This window comes from Pseudomonas sp. Os17 (genome assembly GCF_001547895.1).
Lineage (GTDB): Bacteria > Pseudomonadota > Gammaproteobacteria > Pseudomonadales > Pseudomonadaceae > Aquipseudomonas.
The window spans coordinates 127,501-151,679 of record NZ_AP014627.1; the positions used below are offsets into that span (position 1 = coordinate 127,501).

General features: G+C 60.8%; 8 protein-coding genes, 3 rRNA genes and 2 pseudogenes (1 of these 13 running past the window's edge). 8 read left to right on the forward strand and 5 right to left on the reverse strand.

Features of this window, described 5'->3' with window-relative positions; all coding sequences use genetic code 11:
• The 5 genes and pseudogenes from POS17_RS00635 to POS17_RS32520 all read left to right on the forward strand — a co-directional run.
• Positions 1-1,829 (forward strand): 23S ribosomal RNA (locus POS17_RS00635); it begins 1,063 nt to the left of the window's first position.
• A 138-nt stretch (positions 1,830-1,967) separates the two neighbouring features.
• Positions 1,968-2,083, forward strand: a 5S ribosomal RNA gene (gene rrf / locus POS17_RS00640).
• A 112-nt stretch (positions 2,084-2,195) separates the two neighbouring features.
• Positions 2,196-2,311, forward strand: a 5S ribosomal RNA gene (rrf, locus tag POS17_RS00645).
• Positions 2,312-2,662: 351 nt separating this feature from the next.
• Positions 2,663-3,688, forward strand: a pseudogene (locus POS17_RS32515) (HAMP domain-containing protein); the annotation flags it as partial.
• 69 nt (positions 3,689-3,757) lie between these two features.
• Positions 3,758-4,543, forward strand: coding sequence for a methyl-accepting chemotaxis protein (locus POS17_RS32520; RefSeq protein WP_372841324.1), 786 nt, complete (start codon positions 3,758-3,760; stop codon positions 4,541-4,543).
• 69 nt (positions 4,544-4,612) lie between these two features.
• On the opposite strand, the gene POS17_RS00655 is transcribed toward POS17_RS32520, so the two are convergent.
• Positions 4,613-5,377, reverse strand: a complete 765-nt coding sequence (locus tag POS17_RS00655) for a thioesterase II family protein (protein WP_060836913.1) — start codon at positions 5,375-5,377, stop codon at positions 4,613-4,615.
• 299 nt (positions 5,378-5,676) lie between these two features.
• On the opposite strand from POS17_RS00655, the gene lapG reads away from it, so the two are divergent.
• Together lapG and lapD are read left to right on the forward strand one after the other, a co-directional pair.
• Positions 5,677-6,369 (forward strand): cysteine protease LapG, encoded by a 693-nt coding sequence (gene lapG, locus POS17_RS00660; protein WP_060836914.1) that lies wholly within the window; start codon positions 5,677-5,679, stop codon positions 6,367-6,369.
• Positions 6,370-6,383: 14 nt separating this feature from the next.
• Positions 6,384-8,330: a cyclic di-GMP receptor LapD gene (lapD, locus tag POS17_RS00665; RefSeq protein WP_060836915.1), complete on the forward strand. Its 1,947-nt coding sequence runs from the start codon at positions 6,384-6,386 to the stop codon at positions 8,328-8,330.
• 58 nt (positions 8,331-8,388) lie between these two features.
• Here the strand turns inward: lapD and POS17_RS00670 are convergent, their stop codons facing one another.
• The 4 genes and pseudogenes from POS17_RS00670 to POS17_RS32530 all read right to left on the reverse strand — a co-directional run.
• A complete protein-coding gene (locus tag POS17_RS00670) occupies positions 8,389-8,727 on the reverse strand; it encodes a hypothetical protein (protein ID WP_016962584.1) in 339 nt (112 codons plus the stop codon).
• A 161-nt stretch (positions 8,728-8,888) separates the two neighbouring features.
• Entirely contained in the window at positions 8,889-19,706 is a 10,818-nt protein-coding gene (locus POS17_RS00675; protein ID WP_148654938.1) for an immunoglobulin-like domain-containing protein, read from the reverse strand.
• On the reverse strand, positions 19,706-20,611 hold the full coding sequence (locus POS17_RS32525; RefSeq protein WP_442963141.1) for an immunoglobulin-like domain-containing protein: 906 nt from the start codon (positions 20,609-20,611) through the stop codon (positions 19,706-19,708). The genes POS17_RS00675 and POS17_RS32525 overlap by 1 nt, the downstream gene beginning before the upstream one ends.
• A 166-nt stretch (positions 20,612-20,777) precedes the next feature.
• A pseudogene (locus POS17_RS32530) lies at positions 20,778-22,451 on the reverse strand (retention module-containing protein); the annotation flags it as partial.
• Positions 22,452-22,814: 363 nt separating this feature from the next.
• Here POS17_RS32530 and POS17_RS00680 point away from each other — a divergent pair.
• Positions 22,815-24,167: a TolC family outer membrane protein gene (locus tag POS17_RS00680; RefSeq protein WP_060836916.1), complete on the forward strand. Its 1,353-nt coding sequence runs from the start codon at positions 22,815-22,817 to the stop codon at positions 24,165-24,167.
• Positions 24,168-24,179 lie beyond the last annotated feature (12 nt).

Here is a 24,179-nt window from a genome sequence, read left to right on the forward strand (position 1 = left end):
AGCCACCCTTTAAAGAAAGCGTAATAGCTCACTAGTCGAGTCGGCCTGCGCGGAAGATGTAACGGGGCTCAAACCATACACCGAAGCTACGGGTATCACGTAAGTGATGCGGTAGAGGAGCGTTCTGTAAGCCTGTGAAGGTGAGTTGAGAAGCTTGCTGGAGGTATCAGAAGTGCGAATGCTGACATGAGTAACGACAATGGGTGTGAAAAACACCCACGCCGAAAGACCAAGGTTTCCTGCGCAACGTTAATCGACGCAGGGTTAGTCGGTCCCTAAGGCGAGGCTGAAAAGCGTAGTCGATGGAAAACAGGTTAATATTCCTGTACTTCTAGTTATTGCGATGGAGGGACGGAGAAGGCTAGGCCAGCTTGGCGTTGGTTGTCCAAGTTTAAGGTGGTAGGCTGGAATCTTAGGTAAATCCGGGGTTCTAAGGCCGAGAGCTGATGACGAGTTACCTTTTAGGTGACGAAGTGGTTGATGCCATGCTTCCAAGAAAAGCTTCTAAGCTTCAGATAACTAGGAACCGTACCCCAAACCGACACAGGTGGTTGGGTAGAGAATACCAAGGCGCTTGAGAGAACTCGGGTGAAGGAACTAGGCAAAATGGCACCGTAACTTCGGGAGAAGGTGCGCCGGTGAGGGTGAAGGACTTGCTCCGTAAGCTCATGCCGGTCGAAGATACCAGGCCGCTGCGACTGTTTATTAAAAACACAGCACTCTGCAAACACGAAAGTGGACGTATAGGGTGTGACGCCTGCCCGGTGCCGGAAGGTTAATTGATGGGGTTAGCTAACGCGAAGCTCTTGATCGAAGCCCCGGTAAACGGCGGCCGTAACTATAACGGTCCTAAGGTAGCGAAATTCCTTGTCGGGTAAGTTCCGACCTGCACGAATGGCGTAACGATGGCGGCGCTGTCTCCACCCGAGACTCAGTGAAATTGAAATCGCTGTGAAGATGCAGTGTATCCGCGGCTAGACGGAAAGACCCCGTGAACCTTTACTATAGCTTTGCACTGGACTTTGAATTTGCTTGTGTAGGATAGGTGGGAGGCTTTGAAGCGTGAACGCCAGTTTGCGTGGAGCCATCCTTGAAATACCACCCTGGCAACTTTGAGGTTCTAACTCAGGTCCGTTATCCGGATCGAGGACAGTGTATGGTGGGTAGTTTGACTGGGGCGGTCTCCTCCTAAAGAGTAACGGAGGAGTACGAAGGTGCGCTCAGACCGGTCGGAAATCGGTCGTAGAGTATAAAGGCAAAAGCGCGCTTGACTGCGAGACAGACACGTCGAGCAGGTACGAAAGTAGGTCTTAGTGATCCGGTGGTTCTGTATGGAAGGGCCATCGCTCAACGGATAAAAGGTACTCCGGGGATAACAGGCTGATACCGCCCAAGAGTTCATATCGACGGCGGTGTTTGGCACCTCGATGTCGGCTCATCACATCCTGGGGCTGAAGCCGGTCCCAAGGGTATGGCTGTTCGCCATTTAAAGTGGTACGCGAGCTGGGTTTAGAACGTCGTGAGACAGTTCGGTCCCTATCTGCCGTGGACGTTTGAGATTTGAGAGGGGCTGCTCCTAGTACGAGAGGACCGGAGTGGACGAACCTCTGGTGTTCCGGTTGTCACGCCAGTGGCATTGCCGGGTAGCTATGTTCGGAAAAGATAACCGCTGAAAGCATCTAAGCGGGAAACTTGCCTCAAGATGAGATCTCACTGGGATCTTGAATCCCCTAAAGGGCCGTCGAAGACTACGACGTTGATAGGTTGGGTGTGTAAGCGCTGTGAGGCGTTGAGCTAACCAATACTAATTGCCCGTGAGGCTTGACCATATAACACCCAAGCAATTTGCTTAAGAAGCGAGTTGCGGTGTGTGAAGACGAAATGAACCGAAAGTTTGCAAACACACAAACCTATTACATACCCATTCGCTGGCACGTTGCACAAGCAACGGACTGGCTACCGAATTTCTTGACGACCATAGAGCGTTGGAACCACCTGATCCCATCCCGAACTCAGAAGTGAAACGATGCATCGCCGATGGTAGTGTGGGGTTTCCCCATGTGAGAGTAGGTCATCGTCAAGATTAAATTCCGAAACCCCAATTGCGAAAGCAGTTGGGGTTTTGTCTATTTGTAGAAACGACTGATTTTGCTGACACGTTCGACGTTGAGTCCAACGGATCGGCCACAGAATTTCTTGACGACCATAGAGCGTTGGAACCACCTGATCCCATCCCGAACTCAGAAGTGAAACGATGCATCGCCGATGGTAGTGTGGGGTTTCCCCATGTGAGAGTAGGTCATCGTCAAGATCAAATTCCGAAACCCCAATTGCGCAAGCAATTGGGGTTTTGTTTTTGTGCTCGATAAAGTGCTGAGCAACGATCCGCCATGCTTGAGCACCGTCGCTGCCCTATCCATGGCCCAAGGTCCCCATCGTTTTGCTTGCTGAAAAGGCTTGGCTAAGGCTCTGGAACACCGTTCGGCGGGATTCGGCAAATTTAGGCGAGTAATTCGGATAAATCTCTAAGGGTTCGGGTGTTCTTGCCGAAAGACTGATAAGACATGCGTGCACCAAAGTAGAGCGGCTCGTCGCCTGCACTGTTACATGGAATGTTGCTATACGGACGCATCCCCATTTTCGGCATAAGAAGTCCCATGAAATGAATCTCAAGTTCAGCCATAAAATCCTTTTGGCCGCCTCCGGCGTAGTGGTTCTGGCTTTTGCGTTGTTCACTTTGTACAACGACTACCTGCAACGAAACACTATCCGACAGAATCTCGAATCATCCATTCAGCAGGCCGGTGAACTCACCTCCAGCAGCGTGCAGAACTGGATGAGCGGGCGCATCCTGGTGCTCGAGAACCTGGCGCAGAACGTTGCTCACCAAGGCCATAACGCTGACTTCCCGGGCCTGGTGGACCAGCCGGCCTTTACCTCGAACTTCCAGTTCACCTACGTTGGCCAGGCCAACGGCACCTTCACCCAGCGTCCCGACGCGAAAATGCCCGATGGCTACGATCCGCGCCAACGGCCCTGGTACAAACAGGCCGTAACCGCCGACAAGACCATGCTGACTCCGCCCTACATGGCGGCGGTCGGTGGCCTGGTGGTGACCATCGCCATGCCGGTGAAAAAGCAAGGCGAACTGCTGGGCGTGGTCGGTGGCGACCTGAGCCTGGAAACCCTGGTGAAGATCATCAACTCCGTGGACTTCGGTGGCCTGGGCCATGCCTTTCTGGTCAGCGCTGATGGTCAGGTGATCGTCAGCCCGGACAAGGACCAGGTGATGAAGAACCTCAAGGACATCTACCCCGGTGCCAACGTGCGTATTGCCAGTGGCAACCAGGAAGTGGTCCTGAACAAACAGGAGCGCATTCTGTCCTTCACCCCGGTGACCGGCCTGCCGAATGCCGAATGGTACATCGGTCTGTCCATCGACAAGGCCAAGGCCTACGCGCCGCTGAGCCAGTTCCGCACATCTGCCTTGATCGCCATGTTTATCGCCGTGGCGGTGATTGCGGTACTGCTGACCCTGCTGATCCAGGTCCTGATGCGTCCACTGATCACCATGGGCCGTGCGATGCAGGACATTGCCCAGGGCGAGGGTGACCTGACCCGCCGCCTGGTGGTGGAAAGCAAGGACGAATTTGGTGAGCTAGGCAGCTCCTTCAACCAGTTCGTGGAACGGATTCACGCCTCGATTTCCGAAGTGTACTCCGCCACCCGCCAGGTACATGACCTGTCGCAACGGGTGATGGCCTCGTCCAACGCGTCGATCATCGGTTCCGACGAGCAGAGCGCCCGCACCAACAGCGTGGCAGCGGCGATCAACGAACTGGGGGCCGCCACTCAGGAAATCGCCCGCAACGCCGCTGATGCCTCGCAACACGCCAGCGGCGCCAGCGAGCAGGCCGATGACGGTCGCCAAGTCGTGGAGCAGACCATCCAGGCCATGACCGAGCTGTCGCAGAAGATCAGCCTGTCCTGCACCCAGATCGAAACCCTGAACGCCAGCACCGACAACATCGGGCACATTCTCGACGTGATCAAGGGCATCTCCCAGCAGACCAACCTGCTGGCCCTCAACGCTGCCATTGAAGCGGCCCGTGCCGGTGAAGCCGGTCGCGGCTTCGCCGTGGTCGCCGATGAGGTGCGCAACCTGGCCCACAGAACCCAGGAATCGGCGGAAGAGATCCACAAGATGATCACTTCCCTGCAGATTGGTTCGCGCGAAGCAGTATCGACCATGAACGCCAGCCAGCTTTCCAGTGAAGAGAGCGTCGAGGTGGCCAACCAGGCCGGTGCCCGGCTGATCAGCGTGACCCAGCGGATCGGCGAGATCGACGGCATGAACCAGTCGGTGGCAGCGGCAACCGAGGAGCAGACGGCAGTGGTGGAGACCCTCAACGTCGACATCAACCAGATCAACCTGCTCAACCAGCAGGGCGTCGCCAACCTCAATGAAACCCTGAAGGACTGCGATGCGCTGTCGCAGCAGGCCAGCCGCCTGAAGCAACTGGTGGACAGCTTCAAGATCTGAGCCCTCTCCGGTCCTTTCCTCAAGCCCGCTTCTGCATCACTGCAGGGCGGGCTTTTTCATGGGCGCGGTTCAGATCCGGTGTTCACCCAGCAGGCCCAGGTGAGTATTGATCACCTGCAGCAGGCGCTGGCGTTGGGACTTGATGAAGAAGTGGTTGCCGACCACTTCGATCAGTTCGAATTCACGCTCGGTGAATTCGCGCCAGTTGAGCATATGGTTGGCCGTCGCCAGAGGGTCCTCGCTGCCGTAGAAGGCTGTCAGCGGGATATCGAGGCAGCCGCTCGAGGTGTCGTACCAGGTTTCGAAGAGCTTCAGGTCATTGCGCAGCAAGCGTTCGTAGGATTGCAGGTCGCTCTGCCCCCGCGGCATCTCCAGCGGGCTGGCTCCCAGGGTCAGGATGGCCTCGCGAAACGCCTCGATGGGCAGTGAGTGCAGCAAGGGGCGGCGAGGCGGACTGTCAGGGCTGCGGCAGCCGGAAACGAACAGGTGGCGCGTCTGCTGGGGGAAGCGCTCTTGCGCGTACTTGCAGGTCTCGTATGCCAGCAATGCGCCCAGACCGTGGCCGAACAGCGCGTGGGGTTCGCCGAGCCAGGGATCGAGGGCTGTGAACATGTCTTTCAGCAGGCTCGGCCAGTTGTCGCAGGGCGCCTCGTCACGACGCGGCCCGTGCCCGGGCAGGTTGATCAGCACCAGCTCGATATGATCGGCCAGGCTGTTGGACCATACCCGCAACTGCTCCGCAGCCGCCCCGGCCTGTGGAAAGCAGATCAGGCGAATTCGGGTGGCCTGCCCTGAATTGATCACCAGCGTCCATTGTCGGGTGTCGGTGTACACAGCTTTTCCTTAAGCGAGGTGGCCCGTGGGTCGCTTCCTGGTGCAGACAAGAGGCTGTTCGACGGGGGACGTCCTGTCCGAATGGTTTCTAACATAGTGGCTGGCGCGGCTGAATGCACGTAGTGACAGGGGGAAATTCGTCGGCTGTCGCACAGGGTGCAAACATGGCTTGAGGCTATTCTGTGAATGAACCGTGCAGGCCCTTCCCCGGCGGCCAGTGATTGTAAGGTGCCATTGTCTTTTGCCGGGCCAGCCTTCACCATCAGCCGATTTACGACAGCTCCCATGGACTCATCGCATTGGCGGCACGTTTAGCTCTTTCTCGGACCCTGCGCTGGTTCTGCTCGGCATTGCTGCTGGCCGGCGCGCTGCTGGGCAGCCTGCACGCCGACTGGGATTTTTCCCTGATCAGTCGCCGTGCCACGGCGCTCTACGGTCCCCTGGGCGAAGGCCAGCAACGTATCGATGCCTGGCAGCACCTGCTGGCGACGCAAAAGCAGGTCCCCGAGCGCGAGCAGTTGAAAGTGGTCAACCTGTTCTTCAACAAGAACATGCGCTACGTGGAAGACATCGATCTGTGGGGCCAGGTGGACTACTGGGAAACCCCGATCCAGGGCCTGTGGAAGGGCGCCGGCGATTGTGAGGACTACGCGATCGCCAAATACTTCAGCCTCCGCCACCTCGGGGTGTCCAGTGACAAACTGCGCATCACCTACGTCAAGGCATTGCGCCAGAATCGCGCGCACATGGTCCTGACCTACTATTCCACTGCGGACGCCATGCCGCTGGTGCTCGACAGCCTGGAGGACACGATCCGCCCGGCCAGCGAGCGGACCGACCTGTTGCCGGTGTATTCCTTCAATGCCGAAGGCTTGTGGCTGCCGGGCGCCAAGGGCAACAAGCGGGTCGGGGACACCAAGCGCCTGTCCCGTTGGCAGGATGTGTTGAAAAAAATGCAGGCCGAAGGTTTTCCGGTCGAGACGACTAACTAGGAGCACGAGCTCAGATGTCTTTGTTCAAACAGCTGTTGATCGCAATCTGTGTGTTCCTGGTGGTCGCCTTCAGCGGCAGCTTCATGGTCAGCCTGGAAAGCTCGCGTACCCAGTATGTCAATCAACTGCGCTCCCATGCCCAGGATGCGGCCACGGCCCTGGCCTTGTCGTTGACACCGAACATCGATGACCCGGCGATGGTCGAGCTGATGGTCAGCTCGATCTTCGACAGCGGCTACTACGCCAGCATCCGGGTAGTGGACCTGGCCACCGACAAGACCATCGTCGAGCGCAGCGGCATTCCCGAGGTCGGCAATGTGCCCCAGTGGTTCGTCAAGCTCATCGGCCTGGAGCCGGCCGGCGGCGACGCCATCGTCAGCCGTGGCTGGGAGCAGGCGGCACGGGTCGAAGTGCTCAGCCACCCGATGTTCGCGGTGGCCAAGCTCTGGCAGAGCGCCCTGGGCAGCCTGGGCTGGCTGCTGATCTGCGGCGCGGTGAGCGCGGTGCTCGGTGCCCTGTTGCTGCGGCGCCAGCTCAAGCCACTGGACTACATGGTCCAGCAGTCCCATGCCATTGCCCGGCGCGAATTCCTCAGCCTGCCGCAATTGCCTCGCACCCCGGAACTGCGGCGGGTGGTGCAGGCCATGAACCAGATGGTGGAGAAGCTCAAGGCGCTGTTCCAGGAGCAGGCCGAACGCAGTGAAAAACTGCGCATCGAGTCGTATCAGGACAGCCTGACCGGGTTGGCCAACCGACGTTATTTCGAAATGCAGCTGCATGCCCGCGTCAGCAACCCGGAGCAGGCGAGCTCCGGTTACCTGCTGCTGTTGCGGGTCAAGGATCTGGCCGGCCTGAATCAGCGCCTGGGGGGCCAGCGCACCGACCAGCTGCTGCAGGCGGTGGGTGAGCAACTGCTGCGCGAATGCAACAAGTACCCCGAGACCCACAACCTGGTGACCCGGGTCCGCGGTGGCGAGTTCGCCGTACTGGCGCCGGGGCTGGTGCGCAATGAAGCCATCCAACTGGCCCAGAGCCTGGAAAGCGCCCTGGGCAACCTGCATGCCACGGGCGCTACCGATGTTGCCGCGGTGGCTTCCATCGGCCTGGCCGCCTTCAACCACGGTGATTCGCCCCAAGCGGTGCTCAGCCTCGGCGATCAGGCCCTGGCCCAGGCCGAAGGCCAGGGCGACACCCACTGGGCCTGCCTGGACCAGGGCGCCGGTTCCCAGGTCGGGGACGATCACCATGCCTGGCATACCTGGTTGGACCGGGCGCTGTCGGAGCAACGCTTCCAGCTGTACTTCCAGCCGGTGGTGGCGGCCCAGGACACTGCGCGGGTACTGCATTACAAGGTGCTCTCGCGGCTGCTGGACGAGCAGGGCCAGACCATTCCCGCCGGCCGCTTCCTGCCGTGGTTGGAACGCTTTGGCTGGACCTCGCGCCTGGACGTGCTGATGCTCGAGCAGGTCCTCAAGCAGATGACCGGGCATGGCGACAGCCTGGCCCTGAACCTTTCGGCGGCCACCCTGGAAGATCCCCAGGCCTTGAACCGGGTCATGGATATCCTGCGCCAGTACTCCGACCTCGGGCCGCGCCTGACCCTGGAGATCGGCGAGGAACAGCTGCCCGAGCAGGTCCAGCTGGAACAGCTGACCCGGCGCCTGCGGGAGTTGGGGTTCTCCCTGAGCCTGCAGCGCTTTGGTGGCCGCTTCAGCATGATCGGCAACCTGGCCCGCCTGGGCCTGGCCTATCTGAAGATCGACGGCAGCTACATCCGCAACATCGACCAGGAAAGCGACAAGCGCCTGTTCATCGAAGCCATCCAGCGCGCAGCCCACAGCATCGACCTGCCGCTGATTGCCGAGCGGGTCGAAACGGAAGGCGAGCTGCGAGTGATTCGCGAGATGGGCTTGTACGGCGTGCAAGGGCAACTGTTCGGCGAACCGGCGCCCTGGAGTTGAACGCGCCTCGCCGGCCAGCCGGCTCCTGCAATAGGAGCCGGCTGGTCGGCGCAGCGTTTCAGATCAATCCGGTTTCATCATCGTTGATCAACCGGCTCAAGCCACCCAGCGCCACCCGCGCCTGGGTCCGATCCATCAGCTTGGCCTGGGCCGCCGCCGGCAGATCGGTGACGCGAATCACGCCCTTGCTGGTCAGCACCTGAATCAGGTCGTCCAGCACCCGGATCATCTCCAGGTCGCTCTGCTTGAGCTGCTTGAGACTGACCTCAACCGCTTCGTTGGCGAACCAGGTCTGGATCTCGAGGTGATCGGCAGGCAGCGTCTCGGTAGCCTCGGCGTAAGCGGCGGCTTCCACGCGAATCAGCTGACCTTGCGCATCGCGTTGCACGTAGAACATGGCAAATCCCTCAGGCTTTTTATTCGGCGTCCGGCGCTCGGCGACATAGGCCAACGCCACATCCAGCGCGTGAGTATGCGGTGCGGCGCGACAATCGTCACGGCGCAGGTTGTCCGCCAACAGCCGGCAACCACCCGCAAGGGGTGGCTGCCGGGAGCCCATCAGCTGTTGTTGTGATCGATCTTGATGGTCGGGTCGCTACCGGCGATCAACGAATTGATGTTGGCGTTGGACCAGTTGTTGCCTTCCAGCTTGATCGTCACGTCGGCGTTGGCCAGGCCTCCGGCCGCGTTGAGCTTGCCTTCGGAGCTGACCTGCAGGGTCGAGACCCCGTCCACGGTGGTGATCTTGAGGAAGTTGTCGATGGTGCTGGCGCTCTCGCCCTGCAGCAGATCCCGCAGGTCGATACGGTCACCTTCGCTGGCCTTGAAGTCCTTGATCACGTCGTTGCCGGTATCGCCGGCCTTCCAGACGAAGGTATCGGCCCCCGAACCGCCAATCAGGATGTCATTGCCCTTGCCACCGATGAGGGTGTCGTTACCGGTGCCACCCAGCAGGATGTCATTGCCCCGGCCGCCGTCCAGGAAGTCGTTGCCGCCCTGGCCGAAGAGAATGTCATTGCCATCGCCACCCAGCAGGGTGTCGTTGCCGTCATGGCTGCCAGACACATCGAACTCGGTGTAGTGCTCGGTGATGTACTGGTGCACGTTGCTGGTGCTGACCTGGCTCACATCGACCCCGGTCTGCTTCGCCACGTAGGCCTGCATGGCCTGGTAGCCCTCGCCGGCGACGCCGTTGAAGCTCACCAGGTCGCCGAACAGGATGTCGTTGCCGTTGCCGCCGCTGACGGTGTCGGCGCCGGGCATGGTGGCTTCGGTGTGGCCGATGATCGAGTTGGCCAGGTCGTTCGGGTCGATGTTGGTCTGCGGCTTGCCATCGCTGTCGTAAGGCTTCAGGTCGTTGAGGCTGACGTCGTTGTTCAGGCCGATGGCTTCCACCTGGGACAGCTTGCTCAGCAGTACGAAGCCCTCATTGGAGTTGTTGATGCTGGCCGAGTTGGTGGTGCTGCCATTACCGGCCAGGGTGGACAGCTCATAGGTGCCGTCGCCCTGGGCGTGCAGGGTGCCCAGGGTCGCGCTGTTCCAGCCGCTGCCCCACCAGTTGCTGCTGTAGGTCTGCAGGACCACGGTGCCGTTGGCGTTCACGGTCAGGGCGTGGGTGTTGTCGATGTAGGTGCTGAAGGTGTCCCCCAGTTTGTAGTTGCTGGTGGTCACCACATCGTCGAGGCGCACGTTGCCGTACAGCGTCGGGTTGGTCTGCTCGCCGGTCTGGTAGTAGGTCGGCTTACCGTCGGTGATGAAGTAGGTCAGGTTGGTGGCATTGGTGTTGCTGGTGGCCAGGCTGCTCTGGAAGAAGTTGGCCGTGGTCTTGAACACGTCTTCGTAGTTGGTACCGCCGCCGGAGCTCATCGAATCCAGCACGGCCTTGAGCTGGGCCAGGGCGTTCGGATCGTTGAGGTTCACCGATACCGACTTGTTGACCTGGGAGTCGAAGTCGGCCAGGAAGATGTTCACGGTGCCCGAGCCGGCGCCGCCGATGCTGTTCTTCAGGGTATTGAAGACGGCGGTCAGGGAGTTCTTGGCCGCGGCGATGGAGCTGCCCATGCTGCCCGAGCTGTCCACCATGAAGGCGATGTTGTAGTTGGTGCCCGGGACCACGGTCAGGCCGCCGATGTCGGCGACCACGATGTCGTTGCCGTCGGTGCCGGTGACGGTATCGTCGCCGGAGGTGGCGACCACGGCGTTGTAGGTGGCCGGGTAGACCTTGACCGGGATCTGCGCCGTGGAGCTGGCAGAACCGCCCAGGGACTCGGTGGAGGTCGAGGTCACGTTGAGGTTGAACGAGCCGTTGTAGTAAGGCGGCGGCGTGACGGTCAGGTTGCCCAGGTTCCAGCCGGTGACGTTGGCTTCGCCGGAGCTCGCGGTGGCGGTAAAGGTATGCCCGGCACCATCGCTGAGCACGGAGCCTGCAGGAATGCCGCTGATCTTCACGCTCAGGGTTTCCGAACCGTCGGTATCGGTCAGCCCGGTGCTGATCTTCGACAGATGCACGCTGCCGCCTTCGCCGCCTTCGTTGAGCTTGTAGCCGTCGTAGTAACCCTCGCCGTTGGTGCCGTGCAGGTCGGACACCGAAACCCCGGCGTTGGTCAGGTCAGTGACGCCGGTGTACAGCGGCACACCGGCATTGCTCAGGTCCACCGCCGTTGCGCCGTTGACTGAGAGATTGACGTCGTAGCTGCCCGGGCCGCTCTGGTTGTGGTGGTAGATATCGATGGTGTAGTAGCCGCTGGTGGTCGGGGTGAAGGTACCGTTGAGGTTACCGCCCGCGCCCCAGGTGGTGCTGGCCACGTTCTTGCCGCCAATGGTCACCAACAGGCTGTCGTCGCCGGTGCCGGAGAAGGTGTAGGACTTGCCGGCTTCCAGGTAGATCAGGCCGGAGGTCTTCGACGCAGTGCCCGGGGTGATGTTGCCGTCGGACTGGACGTTGGTCGCCAGGCTGCTGCTGTTTGGCGTGCCGGCGGCGTCGATCACCGATTTCAGGGTGCTGGCGGACGCGCCGCTGCCGTCGGTGCCCAGGCCGCTGAGGCCGGTCCAGACTTCCTTGAGCAGGCCCACCGAGTTCACGTTGTTGCCGGCCACGCTCAGGGTCGGTGCATCGGCCACTGGGGTGATGTCGACCGTGACCGTACCGGTGCTGCCCAGGGCCTGGCCATCGGTTGGCTGGAATTTGATCTGGGCGTAATCGGCCTGTTGGTTGCCCACGCCGCTGCCGCCGTAGCCGTTGGTGCCGGATTCGTTGGCGTCCGGGGTGAAGCGCAGCTTGCCGGCATCGATATCGGCCTTGCTGATGGTCTGGTTGTTGGCCACGTCCTTCCAGGTCGAACCGTCCAGGTACTGCAGTTTGCCGTCACTTGGCAGCTGGGTGATCTTCACTCCCAGGCTGGACGCCGGGCTGTCGACGTCGCTGACGCCGAAGTTCGACCAGGTCAGGGCCAGCGGGGTGTCTTCGCTGCCGGTCACGGCGCCGCCGGTGGCGGTTGGCGCGTCGTTGACCGCCACCACGTTGACCGTGGTGGTGGCGACGTTGGAGTAGTTGCCACCGTCGGTCACGGTCACGGTGATGGTCCGTGGCGTGGTGCTCGGATCTTCACTGTTGTTGGTGAAGGTGATGTTCTTGATCTGCTGCATGTAGTCGGCCAGCGTCGCGTTGCCCGACAGGGTCAGGGTGATCGAACCGTCCTTGCTGTTGGCATTGATGTTGATGCCGTTGACGCTGTTGCCCAGGTTCAGCGAGTCCCCTGGCTGACGGTTGGTCAGAACGATGGTCGCGCCGGTGAGCATGGTGCTGTCCGGATCGGTGATGCTCAGGTCGGTGTCGGCGATCGACACGCCAGGGCCCGCGGTGCCTTCGGTGAAGGTGACCTTGTAGTCGGCCCCGGTGGCGCCGCTGGAGTTGTTGGCGTCCAGGTCGATGACCGGTGGCGCATCGTTGTCGATGATCGAGGTGGTGACGCTGTTGTTGCTGCCCACCACCAGGTTCTCGAAGTTGCCACCGGTGGCCGAGTCGATCTTGACCACGAAGTTTTCCGTCCCTTCGGTGATCTTGTCGTCAATGGTGGCGACGTTGAAGGTGGCGCTGCTGGCGCCGGCCGGAATCTTCACGGTGTACACGCCGCTGAAGTCCGAGCCGTCGGTGGCGGTGCCGCTGTAGCTGATCTTCAGGGTGACTTCGGTCTGTGCCGGGTGGGTCAGGCTCACGGTGTAGCTGGCGGTCTGGCCTTCAGTGACCGAGGTGCTGCCGGTGATGCCCACCGAGGTGGTATCCACGGTGTCGGTCACGTTGGTTACCGCTGGGGTGGTGTCCGGCACCAGTTTCTCGAAGTTGCCTCCGGTGGCGCTGGTGATCGAGGCATTGACCTTGCCGGCGTCGATATAGACGTCGTCTGCCGGTGCCGCGACGGTGACGGTACCGGTGGTTTTGCCGGCGGCGATGTTGATCACCGCACCATTGGACAGGGTCACGGTGACCGGCGTACCGGCGGCGTTGGTCAGGGTGGCGGTGTAGATGATCGAGCCGCCTTCGGCCACGGTGCCGGTGGCGCTGAGGCTGACGCTGGTGGTGTCGACGGTGTCGGTCACGGTGGTGCTGACTGGCGATTTATCCGCCACCAGGTTCTCGTAGTTGCCGCCGCTGACATTGGTGATGGAGTTGGTCAGCGGGGTGTGACCGACCAGTACATCGTTAGGCGCAGTGATGCTTACCGAGCCGGTGGTTTCACCGACCGGGATGGTGATTTTTTCACCATTGGCCAGGGTCACCACGACCGGCGAGCCAGTCACTGGAGCGGTGACGGTAGCGGTGTAGGTGACATTGCCGCCTTCGGCCGCCGAAGGCGTGGCCTTCAGCGTGACGGTGGAGTTGTCGATGGTGTCGGTGACATCCGTGACGGCTGGCGTGGTGCTTGGTACCAGCTTCTCGAAGTTGCCGCCTTCGGCCTTGGTGATGGTCGCTTCGACCTTGCCGGCGTCCTTGTACACGTCATCGGCTGGCGCGGCGACAGTCACCTTCCCGGAAGTGGCGCCTGCGGCAATGGTAATCACTGCCCCGTTGGACAAGGTCACGGTCACTGGCGTACCGGCAGCATTGCTCAGGGTCGCTGTATAGGTGATCTGGCCACCTTCAGCGACAGTGCCGGTGGCGCTGAGGCTGAGGTTTGTAGTGTCGACGGTATCGGTCACGGTGGTGCTGACTGGCGATTTATCCGCCACCAGGTTCTCGTAGTTGCCGCCGCTGACATTGGTGATGGAGTTGGTCAGCGGTGTGTGACCGACCAGTACATCGTTAGGCGCAGTGATGCTTACCGAGCCGGTGGTTTCACCCACTGGAATGGTGATCTTCTCGCCATTGGCCAGGGTCACCACGACTGGCGAGCCAGTCACTGGTGCGGTGACGGTAGCGGTGTAGGTGACGTTGCCGCCTTCGGCCGCCGAAGGCGTGGCCTTCAGCGTGACGGTGGAGTTGTCGATGGTATCGGTGACATCCGTGACGGCTGGCGTGGTGCTTGGTACCAGCTTCTCGAAGTTGCCGCCTTCGGCCTTGGTGATGGTCGCTTCGACCTTGCCGGCGTCCTTGTACACGTCATCGGCTGGCGCAGCCACGGTCACGGTACCGCTGGTTGCCCCGGCGGCGATGGTGATCACCGCGCCGTTGCTCAGCGTTACGGTGACCGGAGTCCCGGCAGCATTGCTCAGGGTCGCGGTGTAAACGATCGAACCGCCTTCCGCTACCGAAGGTGTAGCCGCCAGGGACAGATTGGTGGTGTCGACGGTGTCGGTCACGGTGGTGCTGACCGGGGTCTTGTCGGCCACCAGGTTCTCGTAGTTGCCGCCGCTGACATTGGTGATGGAGTTGGTCAGCGGGGTGTGACCGACCAGTACATCGTTAGGCGCGCTGATGCTTACCGAGCCGGTGGTTTCACCGACCGGGATGGTGATCTTCTCGCCATTGGCTAGGGTCACGATTACCGGCGAGCCAGTCACTGGTGCGGTGACGGTAGCGGTGTAGGTGACATTGCCGCCTTCGGCCGCCGAAGGCGTGGCCTTCAGCGTGACGGTGGAGTTGTCGATGGTGTCGGTGACATCCGTGACGGCTGGCGTGGTGCTTGGTACCAGTTTTTCGAAGTTGCCACCTTCAGCCTTGGTGATGGTGGCTTCGACTTTGCCGGCGTCCTTGTACACGTCATCAGCTGGCGCAGCCACGGTCACTGTACCGCTGGTTGCCCCGGCGGCGATGGTGATCACCGCGCCGTTGCTCAGCGTTACGGTCACCGGCGTGCCAGCGGCGTTAGTGAGGGTCGCGGTGTAAACGATCGAACCGCCTTCCGCTACCGAAGGTGTAGCCGCCAGGGACAGATTGGTGGTGTCGACGGTGTCGGTCACGGTGGTGCTGACCGGGGTCTTATCGGCCACCAGATTTTCGTAGTTGCCGCCGCTGACATCGGTGATGGAGTTGGTCAGCGGTGTGTGGCCGACCAGTACATCGTTCGGCGCGCTGATGCTCACCGATCCCGTGGTTTCACCGACCGGGATGGTGATTTTTTCACCATTGGCCAGGGTCACGACTACCGGCGAGCCGGTCACCGGAGCGGTGACAGTCGCGGTGTAAGTGACGTTGCCACCTTCGGCCGCCGAAGGCGTGGCTTTCAGCGTGACGGTGGAGTTGTCGATGGTGTCGGTGACGTCAGTCACGGCTGGCGTGGTGCTTGGTACCAGCTTCTCGAAGTTGCCGCCTTCGGCCTTGGTGATGGTGGCTTCGACCTTGCCGGCGTCCTTGTACACGTCATCGGCTGGGGCTGCGACGGTAGCGGTACCTGAAGTGGCGCCCGCTGCAATGGTAATTACCGCACCGTTGCTCAAGGTCACGGTGACCGGTGTACCTGCGGCATTGCTCAGCGTGGCGGTGTAAACAATCGAGCCACCCTCGGCTACCGAAGGTGTGGCACTGAGGCTGAGGTTTGTGGTGTCGACGGTATCGGTCACGGTGGTGCTGACCGGGGTCTTGTCGGCCACCAGGTTTTCGTAGTTGCCGCCGCTGACATCGGTGATGGAGTTGGTCAGTGGAGTGTGGCCAACCAGCACATCGTTCGGTGCGCTGATGCTCACCGAGCCCGTGGTTTCACCCACTGGAATGGTGATTTTTTCACCATTGGCCAGGGTCACCACGACTGGCGAGCCAGTCACTGGAGCGGTGACGGTAGCGGTGTAGGTGACATTGCCGCCTTCGGCCGCCGAAGGCGTGGCTTTCAGCGACACGGTGGAGGTATCGATGGTATCCGTGACGTCCGTGATGGCTGGAGTCGGATTGGTCTCCAGGTGTTCGAAGTTGCCGCCCTCTGCCTTGGTAATGGTGGCTTCGACTTTGCCGGCGTCCTTGTAGACGTCATCGGCCGGAGCCGCGACGGTAGCAGTGCCGGAAGTGGCGCCGGCAGCGATAGTAATTACCGCACCGTTGCTCAGGGTCACGGTGACAGGAGTACCAGCAGCATTGCTCAGGGTCGCGGTGTAAACAATGGAACCACCTTCGGCCACCGAGTCAGTAGCGCTCAGGCTCAGAGTGGTGGTGTCCGGCGTATCGGTAACGCTGGTTTCGGCTGGCTTGTCATTGATCTCCAGCTTCTCGTAGTTACCGCCGTCCGCTTTGGTAATGGTGGTGCTCAGGGAGCTACCGCCAGCCAGGGCATCGTTGGGTGCAGTGAAATTCACGGTGCCGGAAGACTCGCCAACCGGGATGGTGATGGTCTGTCCGTTGGACAGGGTCACCACAACTGGCGAACCGGTCACAGGTGCCGAGACCGAAGCGGTGTAAACCACGATGCCGCCTTCGGCGACGCTCGGCGTAGCGGTCAGGCTGACAGTCGACGTATCGATAGTGTCAGTGACGTCAGTGACGGCTGGAGTCGGATTGGTCTCCAGGTGTTCGAAGTTGCCGCCTTCAGCTTTAGTGATGGTGGCTTCGACCTTGCCGGCGTCTTTGTAGACGTCATCGGCTGGGGCTGCGACGGTAGCGGTACCGGAAGTAGCGCCCGCGGCGATGGTGATTACCGCACCGTTGCTCAGGGTCACGGTGACCGGAGTACCAGCGGCGTTGCTCAAGGTGGCGGTGTAGACGATGGAGCCACCCTCGGCCACGGAATCGGTGGCAGTGAGGCTCAGAGTGGTGGTGTCTGGTGTATCAGTAACCGAGGTTTCAGCCGGCTTGTCGTTGATTTCCAGCTTCTCGTAGTTACCACCGTCCGCTTTGGTAATGGTGGTGCTCAGCGAGCTACCGCCAGCCAGGGCGTCGTTTGGCGCGGTGAAGTTCACAGTGCCGGAAGACTCGCCAACCGGAATGGTGATGGTTTGACCGTTGGACAAGGTCACCACAACCGGCGAACCAGTCACAGGTGCCGAGACCGAAGCGGTGTACACGACGATGCCGCCTTCGGCGATGCTCGGTGTGGCCGTCAACGAAACGGTGCTGGTGTCGATGGTGTCGGTGACGTCAGTGACGGCTGGAGTCGTGCTTGGCACCAGGTTTTCGAAATTGCCACCTTCAGCCTTGGTGATGGTGGCTTCGACTTTGCCGGCGTCCTTGTACACGTCATCAGCTGGCGCAGCCACGGTCACGGTACCGCTGGTTGCCCCGGCGGCGATGGTGATCACTGCGCCGTTGCTCAGCGTTACGGTGACCGGAGTCCCGGCAGCATTGCTCAGGGTCGCGGTGTAAACGATCGAACCGCCTTCCGCTACCGAAGGTGTAGCCGCCAAGGACAGATTGGTGGTGTCGACGGTGTCGGTCACTGTGGTGCTGACCGGAGTCTTGTCGGCCACCAGGTTCTCGTAGTTGCCGCCGCTGACATCGGTGATGGAGTTGGTCAGCGGTGTATGGCCAACCAGCACATCATTTGGTGCGCTGATGCTCACCGAGCCCGTGGTTTCACCGACCGGGATGGTGATTTTTTCACCATTGGCCAGGGTCACGACTACCGGCGATCCGGTCACCGGAGCGGTGACAGTCGCGGTGTAAGTGACGTTGCCACCTTCGGCCGCCGAAGGCGTGGCTTTCAGCGTGACGGTGGAGTTGTCGATGGTGTCGGTGACGTCAGTCACGGCTGGAGCAGGGTTGGTGACCAGGTTTTCGAAGTTGCCGCCTTCAGCCTTGGTGATGGTGGCTTCAACTTTGCCGGCGTCCTTGTACACGTCATCGGCGGGTGCTGCGACGGTGACGGTGCCAGTGGTCTTGCCTGCTTCAATAGTGATCACTGCACCGTTGCTCAGGGTCACGGTGACCGGCGTGCCGGCAGCGTTGGTCAGGGTTGCGGTGTAAGTGATCTGGCCGCCTTCGGCCACGGAGCCAGTGGCGCCAAGGCTGAGGTTGGTGGTGTCTACGGTATCGGTGACGCTGGTTTCAGCGGGCTTGTCGCTGAACTCCAGCTTCTCGTAATTGCCGCCTTCTACCTTGGTGATGGTGGTGCTCAAGGAGCTGCCGCCAGCCAGGGCATCGTTTGGCGCCGTGACATTGACCGTCCCGGAAGATTCACCCACCGGGATGGTGATGGTCTGACCGTTGGCCAGGGTCACTACGACAGGCGAACCGGTAACCGGTGCGGTGACCGAAGCGGTGTAAACCACGATGCCGCCTTCGGCGACGCTCGGCGTAGCGGTCAGGCTGACAGTCGACGTATCGATGGTGTCAGTGACATCGGTGACCGCAGGAGCTGGATTGGTCTCCAGGTTCTCGAAGTTGCCACCCTCTGCCTTGGTGATGGTGACTTCAACCTTGCCGGCGTCTTTATAGACGTCATCAGCTGGAGCCGCGACGGTCGCAGTGCCCGAAGTGGCGCCGGCAGCGATGGTGATCACCGCGCCGTTGGACAGGGTCACGGTGACTGGCGTGCCAGCGGCGTTGCTCAAGGTGGCGGTGTAAACAATCGACCCGCCCTCAGCCACGGTATCGGTGGCCGTTACGCTCAGAGTGGTGGTGTCTGGTGTATCGGTAACCGAAGTTTCAGCTGGCTTGTCGTTGATCTCCAGCTTCTCGTAATTACCGCCGTCTGCTTTGGTAATGGTGGTGCTCAAGGAGCTACCACCAGCCAGAGCATCGTTGGGTGCAGTGAAATTCACGGTACCGGAAGACTCGCCAACCGGGATGGTGATGGTCTGTCCGTTGGACAAGGTCACCACAACTGGCGAACCGGTCACAGGTGCAGATACCGAAGCGGTGTAAACGACAATGCCGCCTTCGGCCACGCTCGGCGTGGCAGTCAGGCTGACAGTCGACGTATCGATGGTGTCAGTGACGTCAGTCACGGCTGGAGCTGGATCGGTGACCAGGTTCTCGAAGTTGCCGCCCTCTGCCTTGGTGATGGTGACTTCGACCTTGCCGGCGTCTTTATAGACGTCATCAGCTGGAGCCGCGACGGTCGCAGTGCCCGAAGTGGCGCCGGCAGCGATAGTAATCACCGCACCGTTGCTCAGGGTCACGGTGACCGGAGTGCCAGCAGCGTTGGTCAGTGTGGCGGTGTAAACGATCGACCCGCCCTCTGCCACGGTATCGGTGGCCGTTACGCTCAGAGTGGTGGTGTCCGGAGTGTCGGTAACTGAGGTCTCGGCTGGCTTGTCATTGATCTCCAGCTTTTCGTAGTTACCACCGTCAGCCTTGGTAATGGTGGTGCTCAGTGAGCTACCGCCAGCCAGAGCATCGTTTGGCGCGGTGAAGTTCACGGTGCCGGAAGACTCGCCAACCGGGATGGTGATGGTCTGGCCATTGGACAGGGTCACCACAACTGGCGAACCAGTCACTGGCGCAGACACAGACGCGGTATATACGACGATGCCGCCTTCGGCGACGCTCGGCGTGGCCGTCAACGAAACGGTGCTGGTATCGATGGTATCGGTGACATCGGTAACCGCAGGAGCTGGATTGGTAACCAGGTTCTCGAAGTTGCCGCCATCGGCTTTGGTGATGGTGACTTCGACCTTGCCGGCGTCCTTGTAGACGTCATCAGCCGGAGCCGCGACGGTCGCAGTGCCCGAAGTGGCGCCGGCAGCGATAGTAATCACCGCACCGTTGCTCAGAGTTACGGTGACCGGAGTGCCAGCAGCATTGGTCAGCGTAGCGGTGTAAACAATCGACCCGCCCTCAGCCACGGTATCGGTGGCCGTTACGCTCAGAGTGGTGGTGTCTGGTGTATCGGTAACCGAGGTTTCAGCCGGCTTGTCGTTGATCTCCAGCTTCTCGTAGTTGCCACCGTCCGCTTTGGTGATGGTGGTGCTCAGGGAGCTACCGCCAGCCAGTGCATCGTTAGGCGCGGTGAAGTTGACGGTGCCGGAGGATTCACCGACAGGAATGGTGATGGTCTGTCCGTTGGACAAGGTCACTACGAACCGGCGAACCAGTGCACAGGTGCGGACACCGAAGCGGTGTACACCACGATGCCGCCTTCAGCGACGCTCGGCGTAGCAGTCAGGCTGACAGTCGAAGTATCGATGGTGTCAGTAACGTCAGTCACAGCTGGAGCAGGGTTGGTCTCCAGGTTCTCGAAGTTGCCACCCTCTGCCTTGGTGATGGTGACTTCGACTTTGCCGGCGTCTTTATAGACGTCATCAGCTGGAGCCGCGACGGTCGCAGTGCCCGAAGTGGCGCCGGCAGCGATAGTAATCACCGCACCGTTGCTCAGGGTCACGGTGACAGGAGTGCCAGCGGCGTTGCTCAGGGTGGCGGTGTAAACAATCGAGCCACCCTCGGCCACGGTATCGGTGGCCGTTACGCTCAGAGTGGTGGTGTCTGGTGTATCAGTAACCGAGGTCTCAGCCGGCTTGTCGTTGATCTCCAGCTTCTCGTAATTACCGCCGTCAGCTTTGGTGATGGTGGTGCTCAGAGAGCTACCGCCAGCCAGGGCGTCGTTTGGCGCGGTGAAATTCACCGTGCCGGAGGATTCACCGACAGGAATGGTGATGGTCTGTCCGTTGGACAAGGTCACCACAACTGGCGAACCGGTCACAGGCGCCGAGACCGAAGCGGTGTAAACGACGATGCCGCCTTCGGCGACGCTCGGTGTAGCGGTCAGGCTGACAGTCGACGTGTCGATGGTGTCAGTGACATCGGTGACCGCAGGTGCTGGATTGGTGACCAGGTTCTCGAAGTTGCCGCCATCGGCTTTGGTGATGGTGACTTCGACTTTTCCAGCGTCCTTGTAAACGTCGTCGGCTGGCGCGGCGACAGTCACGGTGCCACTGGTTGCCCCGGCGGCGATGGTGATCACGGCGCCGTTGCTCAGGGTCACGGTGACTGGCGTGCCAGCGGCGTTGCTCAAGGTGGCGGTGTAAACAATCGAGCCCGCCCTCAGCCACGGTATCGGTGGCCGTTACGCTCAGAGTGGTGGTGTCTGGTGTATCGGTAACCGAGGTTTCAGCTGGCTTGTCGTTGATCTCCAGCTTTTCGTAGTTACCACCGTCAGCCTTGGTAATGGTGGTGCTCAGGGAGCTACCGCCAGCCAGTGCATCGTTAGGCGCGGTGAAGTTGACGGTGCCGGAGGATTCACCGACAGGAATGGTGATGGTTTGGCCATTGGACAGGGTCACTACGACCGGGGAGCCGGTGACTGGTGCAGACACCGAAGCGGTGTAAACGACAATGCCGCCTTCGGCCACGCTCGGCGTGGCAGTCAGGCTGACAGTCGACGTATCGATAGTGTCAGTAACATCGGTAACCGCAGGAGCTGGATCGGTGACCAGGTTCTCGAAGTTGCCACCCTCTGTCTTGGTGATGGTGACTTCGACCTTGCCGGCATCCTTGTAAACGTCATCAGCTGGAGCCGCGACGGTAGCGGTACCGGAAGTAGCGCCTGCGGCGATGGTGATCACCGCGCCATTGGACAGGGTGACGGTCAGCGGCGTACCGGCCGGATTGGTCAGGGTCGCGGTATAGACGATGGAACCGCCCTCGGCCACGGTGCTGGTGGCCGACAGGCTCAGGCCGGTGTCGTCGATGGTGTCGGTGACCGTGGTGACGGCTTTATCGGTGCTTGGCTGCAGGTTCTCGAAGTTGCCGCCTTCGGCTTTGGTTATGCCGACTTCGATGGTGCTGCCGTTCTTGTAGACGTCATTGGCCGGGGCCGCTACGTCGACCGAGCCGCTGGACTTGCCCGCTTCAATGGTGATCACCGCGCCGTTGGACAGGGTGATGGTCACTGGCGTCTGCGCCGGATTGGTCAGGTTGGCGGTGTAGGTGATCTGCCCGCCTTCGGAGACGCTGGCATCGGCGGTCAGGGTGACGGTGGTGGTGTCGATGGTGTCGGTGATCTGAGTCACCGCCGGAGTGGGGTCAACCGTAACCAGCAGGCCGCTGCCGCCGGTGGTGCCGGTGACGCTCACACTGATCTGGCCGGGATCGATGTAGACGTTGTCCTGGGGCGCCAGAGGGACTTGCACGCTGCCAGTGGTCTGGCCAGCGCTGATCACGATGACCGCGCCATTGGACAGGGTCACGGTCAGGTCGGTCAGCGGAGCCTGGGTCAGGGTGGCGGTGTACACCAGCACGCCACCGGCCTCGGTGATGGTCGGAGTGGCGCCCAGGGTCAGGGTTGCCGGACGCAGCGAATCACTGCCGCTGCCATTGGTGGTGGCCAGGCCGTTGTTGGTCAGTCCGCCAAGGTTGTTGTCCACGGCCGAAGTGGCTTGACCCAGGCCGGCGGTCGGGAAGCCGATGGTCGGGTCTACCCGGCCTGCGGTTTCTTCCAGCTGGACGAAGCTGTGGCCGCCGCCCGCGGCGCCTCCGGTGCCGGCAGCGGTCGGGCCAGCGGCAGTGGCTTCCAGATCGGTGGTCGGGTCGGCGCCGGCGGCGATCGCCTGCTGCAGTTCTGCCACCGAGGGGGCGGCTTGTGCGCTTGCCTGGGCCAGGTCGGTGCCGGAATCAGGCGCGGCGCCGCTCCACTGAGTGTCACGGCCAAGATCGAGTGTGCGCCCGTCGGTCAATTCCAGGGTGACCGCACCGGCCGGACCGGTATCGACCTGGTCACCCACGAACAGGCGGTCGCCTTCGATGAGTACGCGCCGGATTCCTTCCGGGGAAACTACGAAAACCTGACCGACAATGCTTTTGACGATGGCAACAACACTGCTCATTGGGGACTCTCCGATGTACCGCTTAGTCGACTTCCATGTACCGGCTTGGGCGCGGGCCGCAACTCAGTCAGGAGGCACATTGCTGTGTAATTGAAAACGGGTAATTGACAGTATAGCCGTCAATAATTTGGCTAGTTTTTTTCGAGATTAACTTTATGCCAAACTATTGACCTTATGGGTGCCATCCTAAACAATCGCCGAATTAATGTCACATTGATATTCGTGCAGTAACCTGACTTGAAGTATGTGAACCAGTTCTTAGTTTGAACTTTCCGACGGACGGTCATTAATGGTTGTAATCATTCGATGTGGCGCCACGTTTTGACGTGTTTCTGGACAAGCTGTCCGAGGGAAATTTCTATCATGCGTTTTCACCTGTTAAAGGCCCTGCCGTTCGCCTTAGCCGCGAGTTTCGTGCAGGCACAAACACTCCCCGAAGCCATGCAGAAAGCACTGGATGTGCACCCGGAAATTCAAGCCGGGGTCAACAGCCGTCTAGCCGCTGACTATCAGCTCAAAGCCGCCAAAGGTGGCTATCTGCCACGGGTCGACATGCTCGCCGGCTACGGTCGCGAGGGCACCGATAACCCCAGTACTCGCGCGGGTACTGGCAGCAATCACTGGGAAACCTTGAATCGCGGAGAGTCAAGTTTACGTCTCCAACAGATGGTTTTTGACGGTTTTGCCACGTCCAGCGAAGTCGGGCGTCAACAAGCCACCGTCAATTCCCGGGCTTATTCCCTGCTCGGCACCTCCGAGCGCACCGCGCTGACCGTGGCCCAGGTGTACCTGGACGTGCTGACCCGCCGTCAATTCGTGCAGTTGGCGGAAGACAACCTGCGCAACCACGAACGCATCTACGACCAGATCAAGCTGCGCACCCAGCGTGGCGTGGGCAGCGGCGCCGACCTCGATCAGGCCGAAGCGCGTATGGCCCAGGCCCGCAACAACCTGATCACCGAGCAGACCAACCTGGCCGACGCCCAGACCAACTACCTGAGTGCGGTAGGGCAGATGCCGGATCAGCTGGAGCGTCCTGCCAGCTTCATGGCAATGATGCCGGCCAACCTCGATGAAGCCCGGCGCCAGATGCTGGAAAACAGCCCGATCCTGCGCTCCGCGGAATCCGACATCGTGGCTGCCGAGAAGCAGTACGACGCCGCCAAGTCGGCGTTCTACCCACGTTTCGATGCCGAGCTGGGACGCACAGCCGACAACGATCTGGACGGTCAGAACGGCCACAACAATGAATGGCAGGCCATGTTGCGCATGCGCTTCAACCTGTTTGCCGGTGGCAGCAACAAGGCCGACCTTGAGTCCAAGGCCTACCAGTCGAACCAGGCCCTGGATATCCGCAACAACGCCTTGCGGGTCTTGAACGAGGAACTGGGCCTGGCCTGGAACGCCTTGAACAACGCCAACGCCCAGGTGCCGATTGCCCAGCAATACGTTGATCGCAGCACGGCAGTGCGCACCGCCTACCAGAAGCAGTTCAGCCTGGGCGAACGTACCCTGCTGGACTTGCTCGACAGCGAAAACGAACTGTTCACCGCGTCCCGGCGTTTGGCCGAGATCAAGAACATTCAGTTATTTACTCAGTATCGAATCAAGGCGACCATGGGCGAGTTGCTCAAGAGCCAGGGAGTGGTCGCACCTATGGCTTCCGTCGTGCAGAACGATGCGAAGCCCAAGGTCCAGCTGCCTGGGATGAATTGAGCTATTTTCATC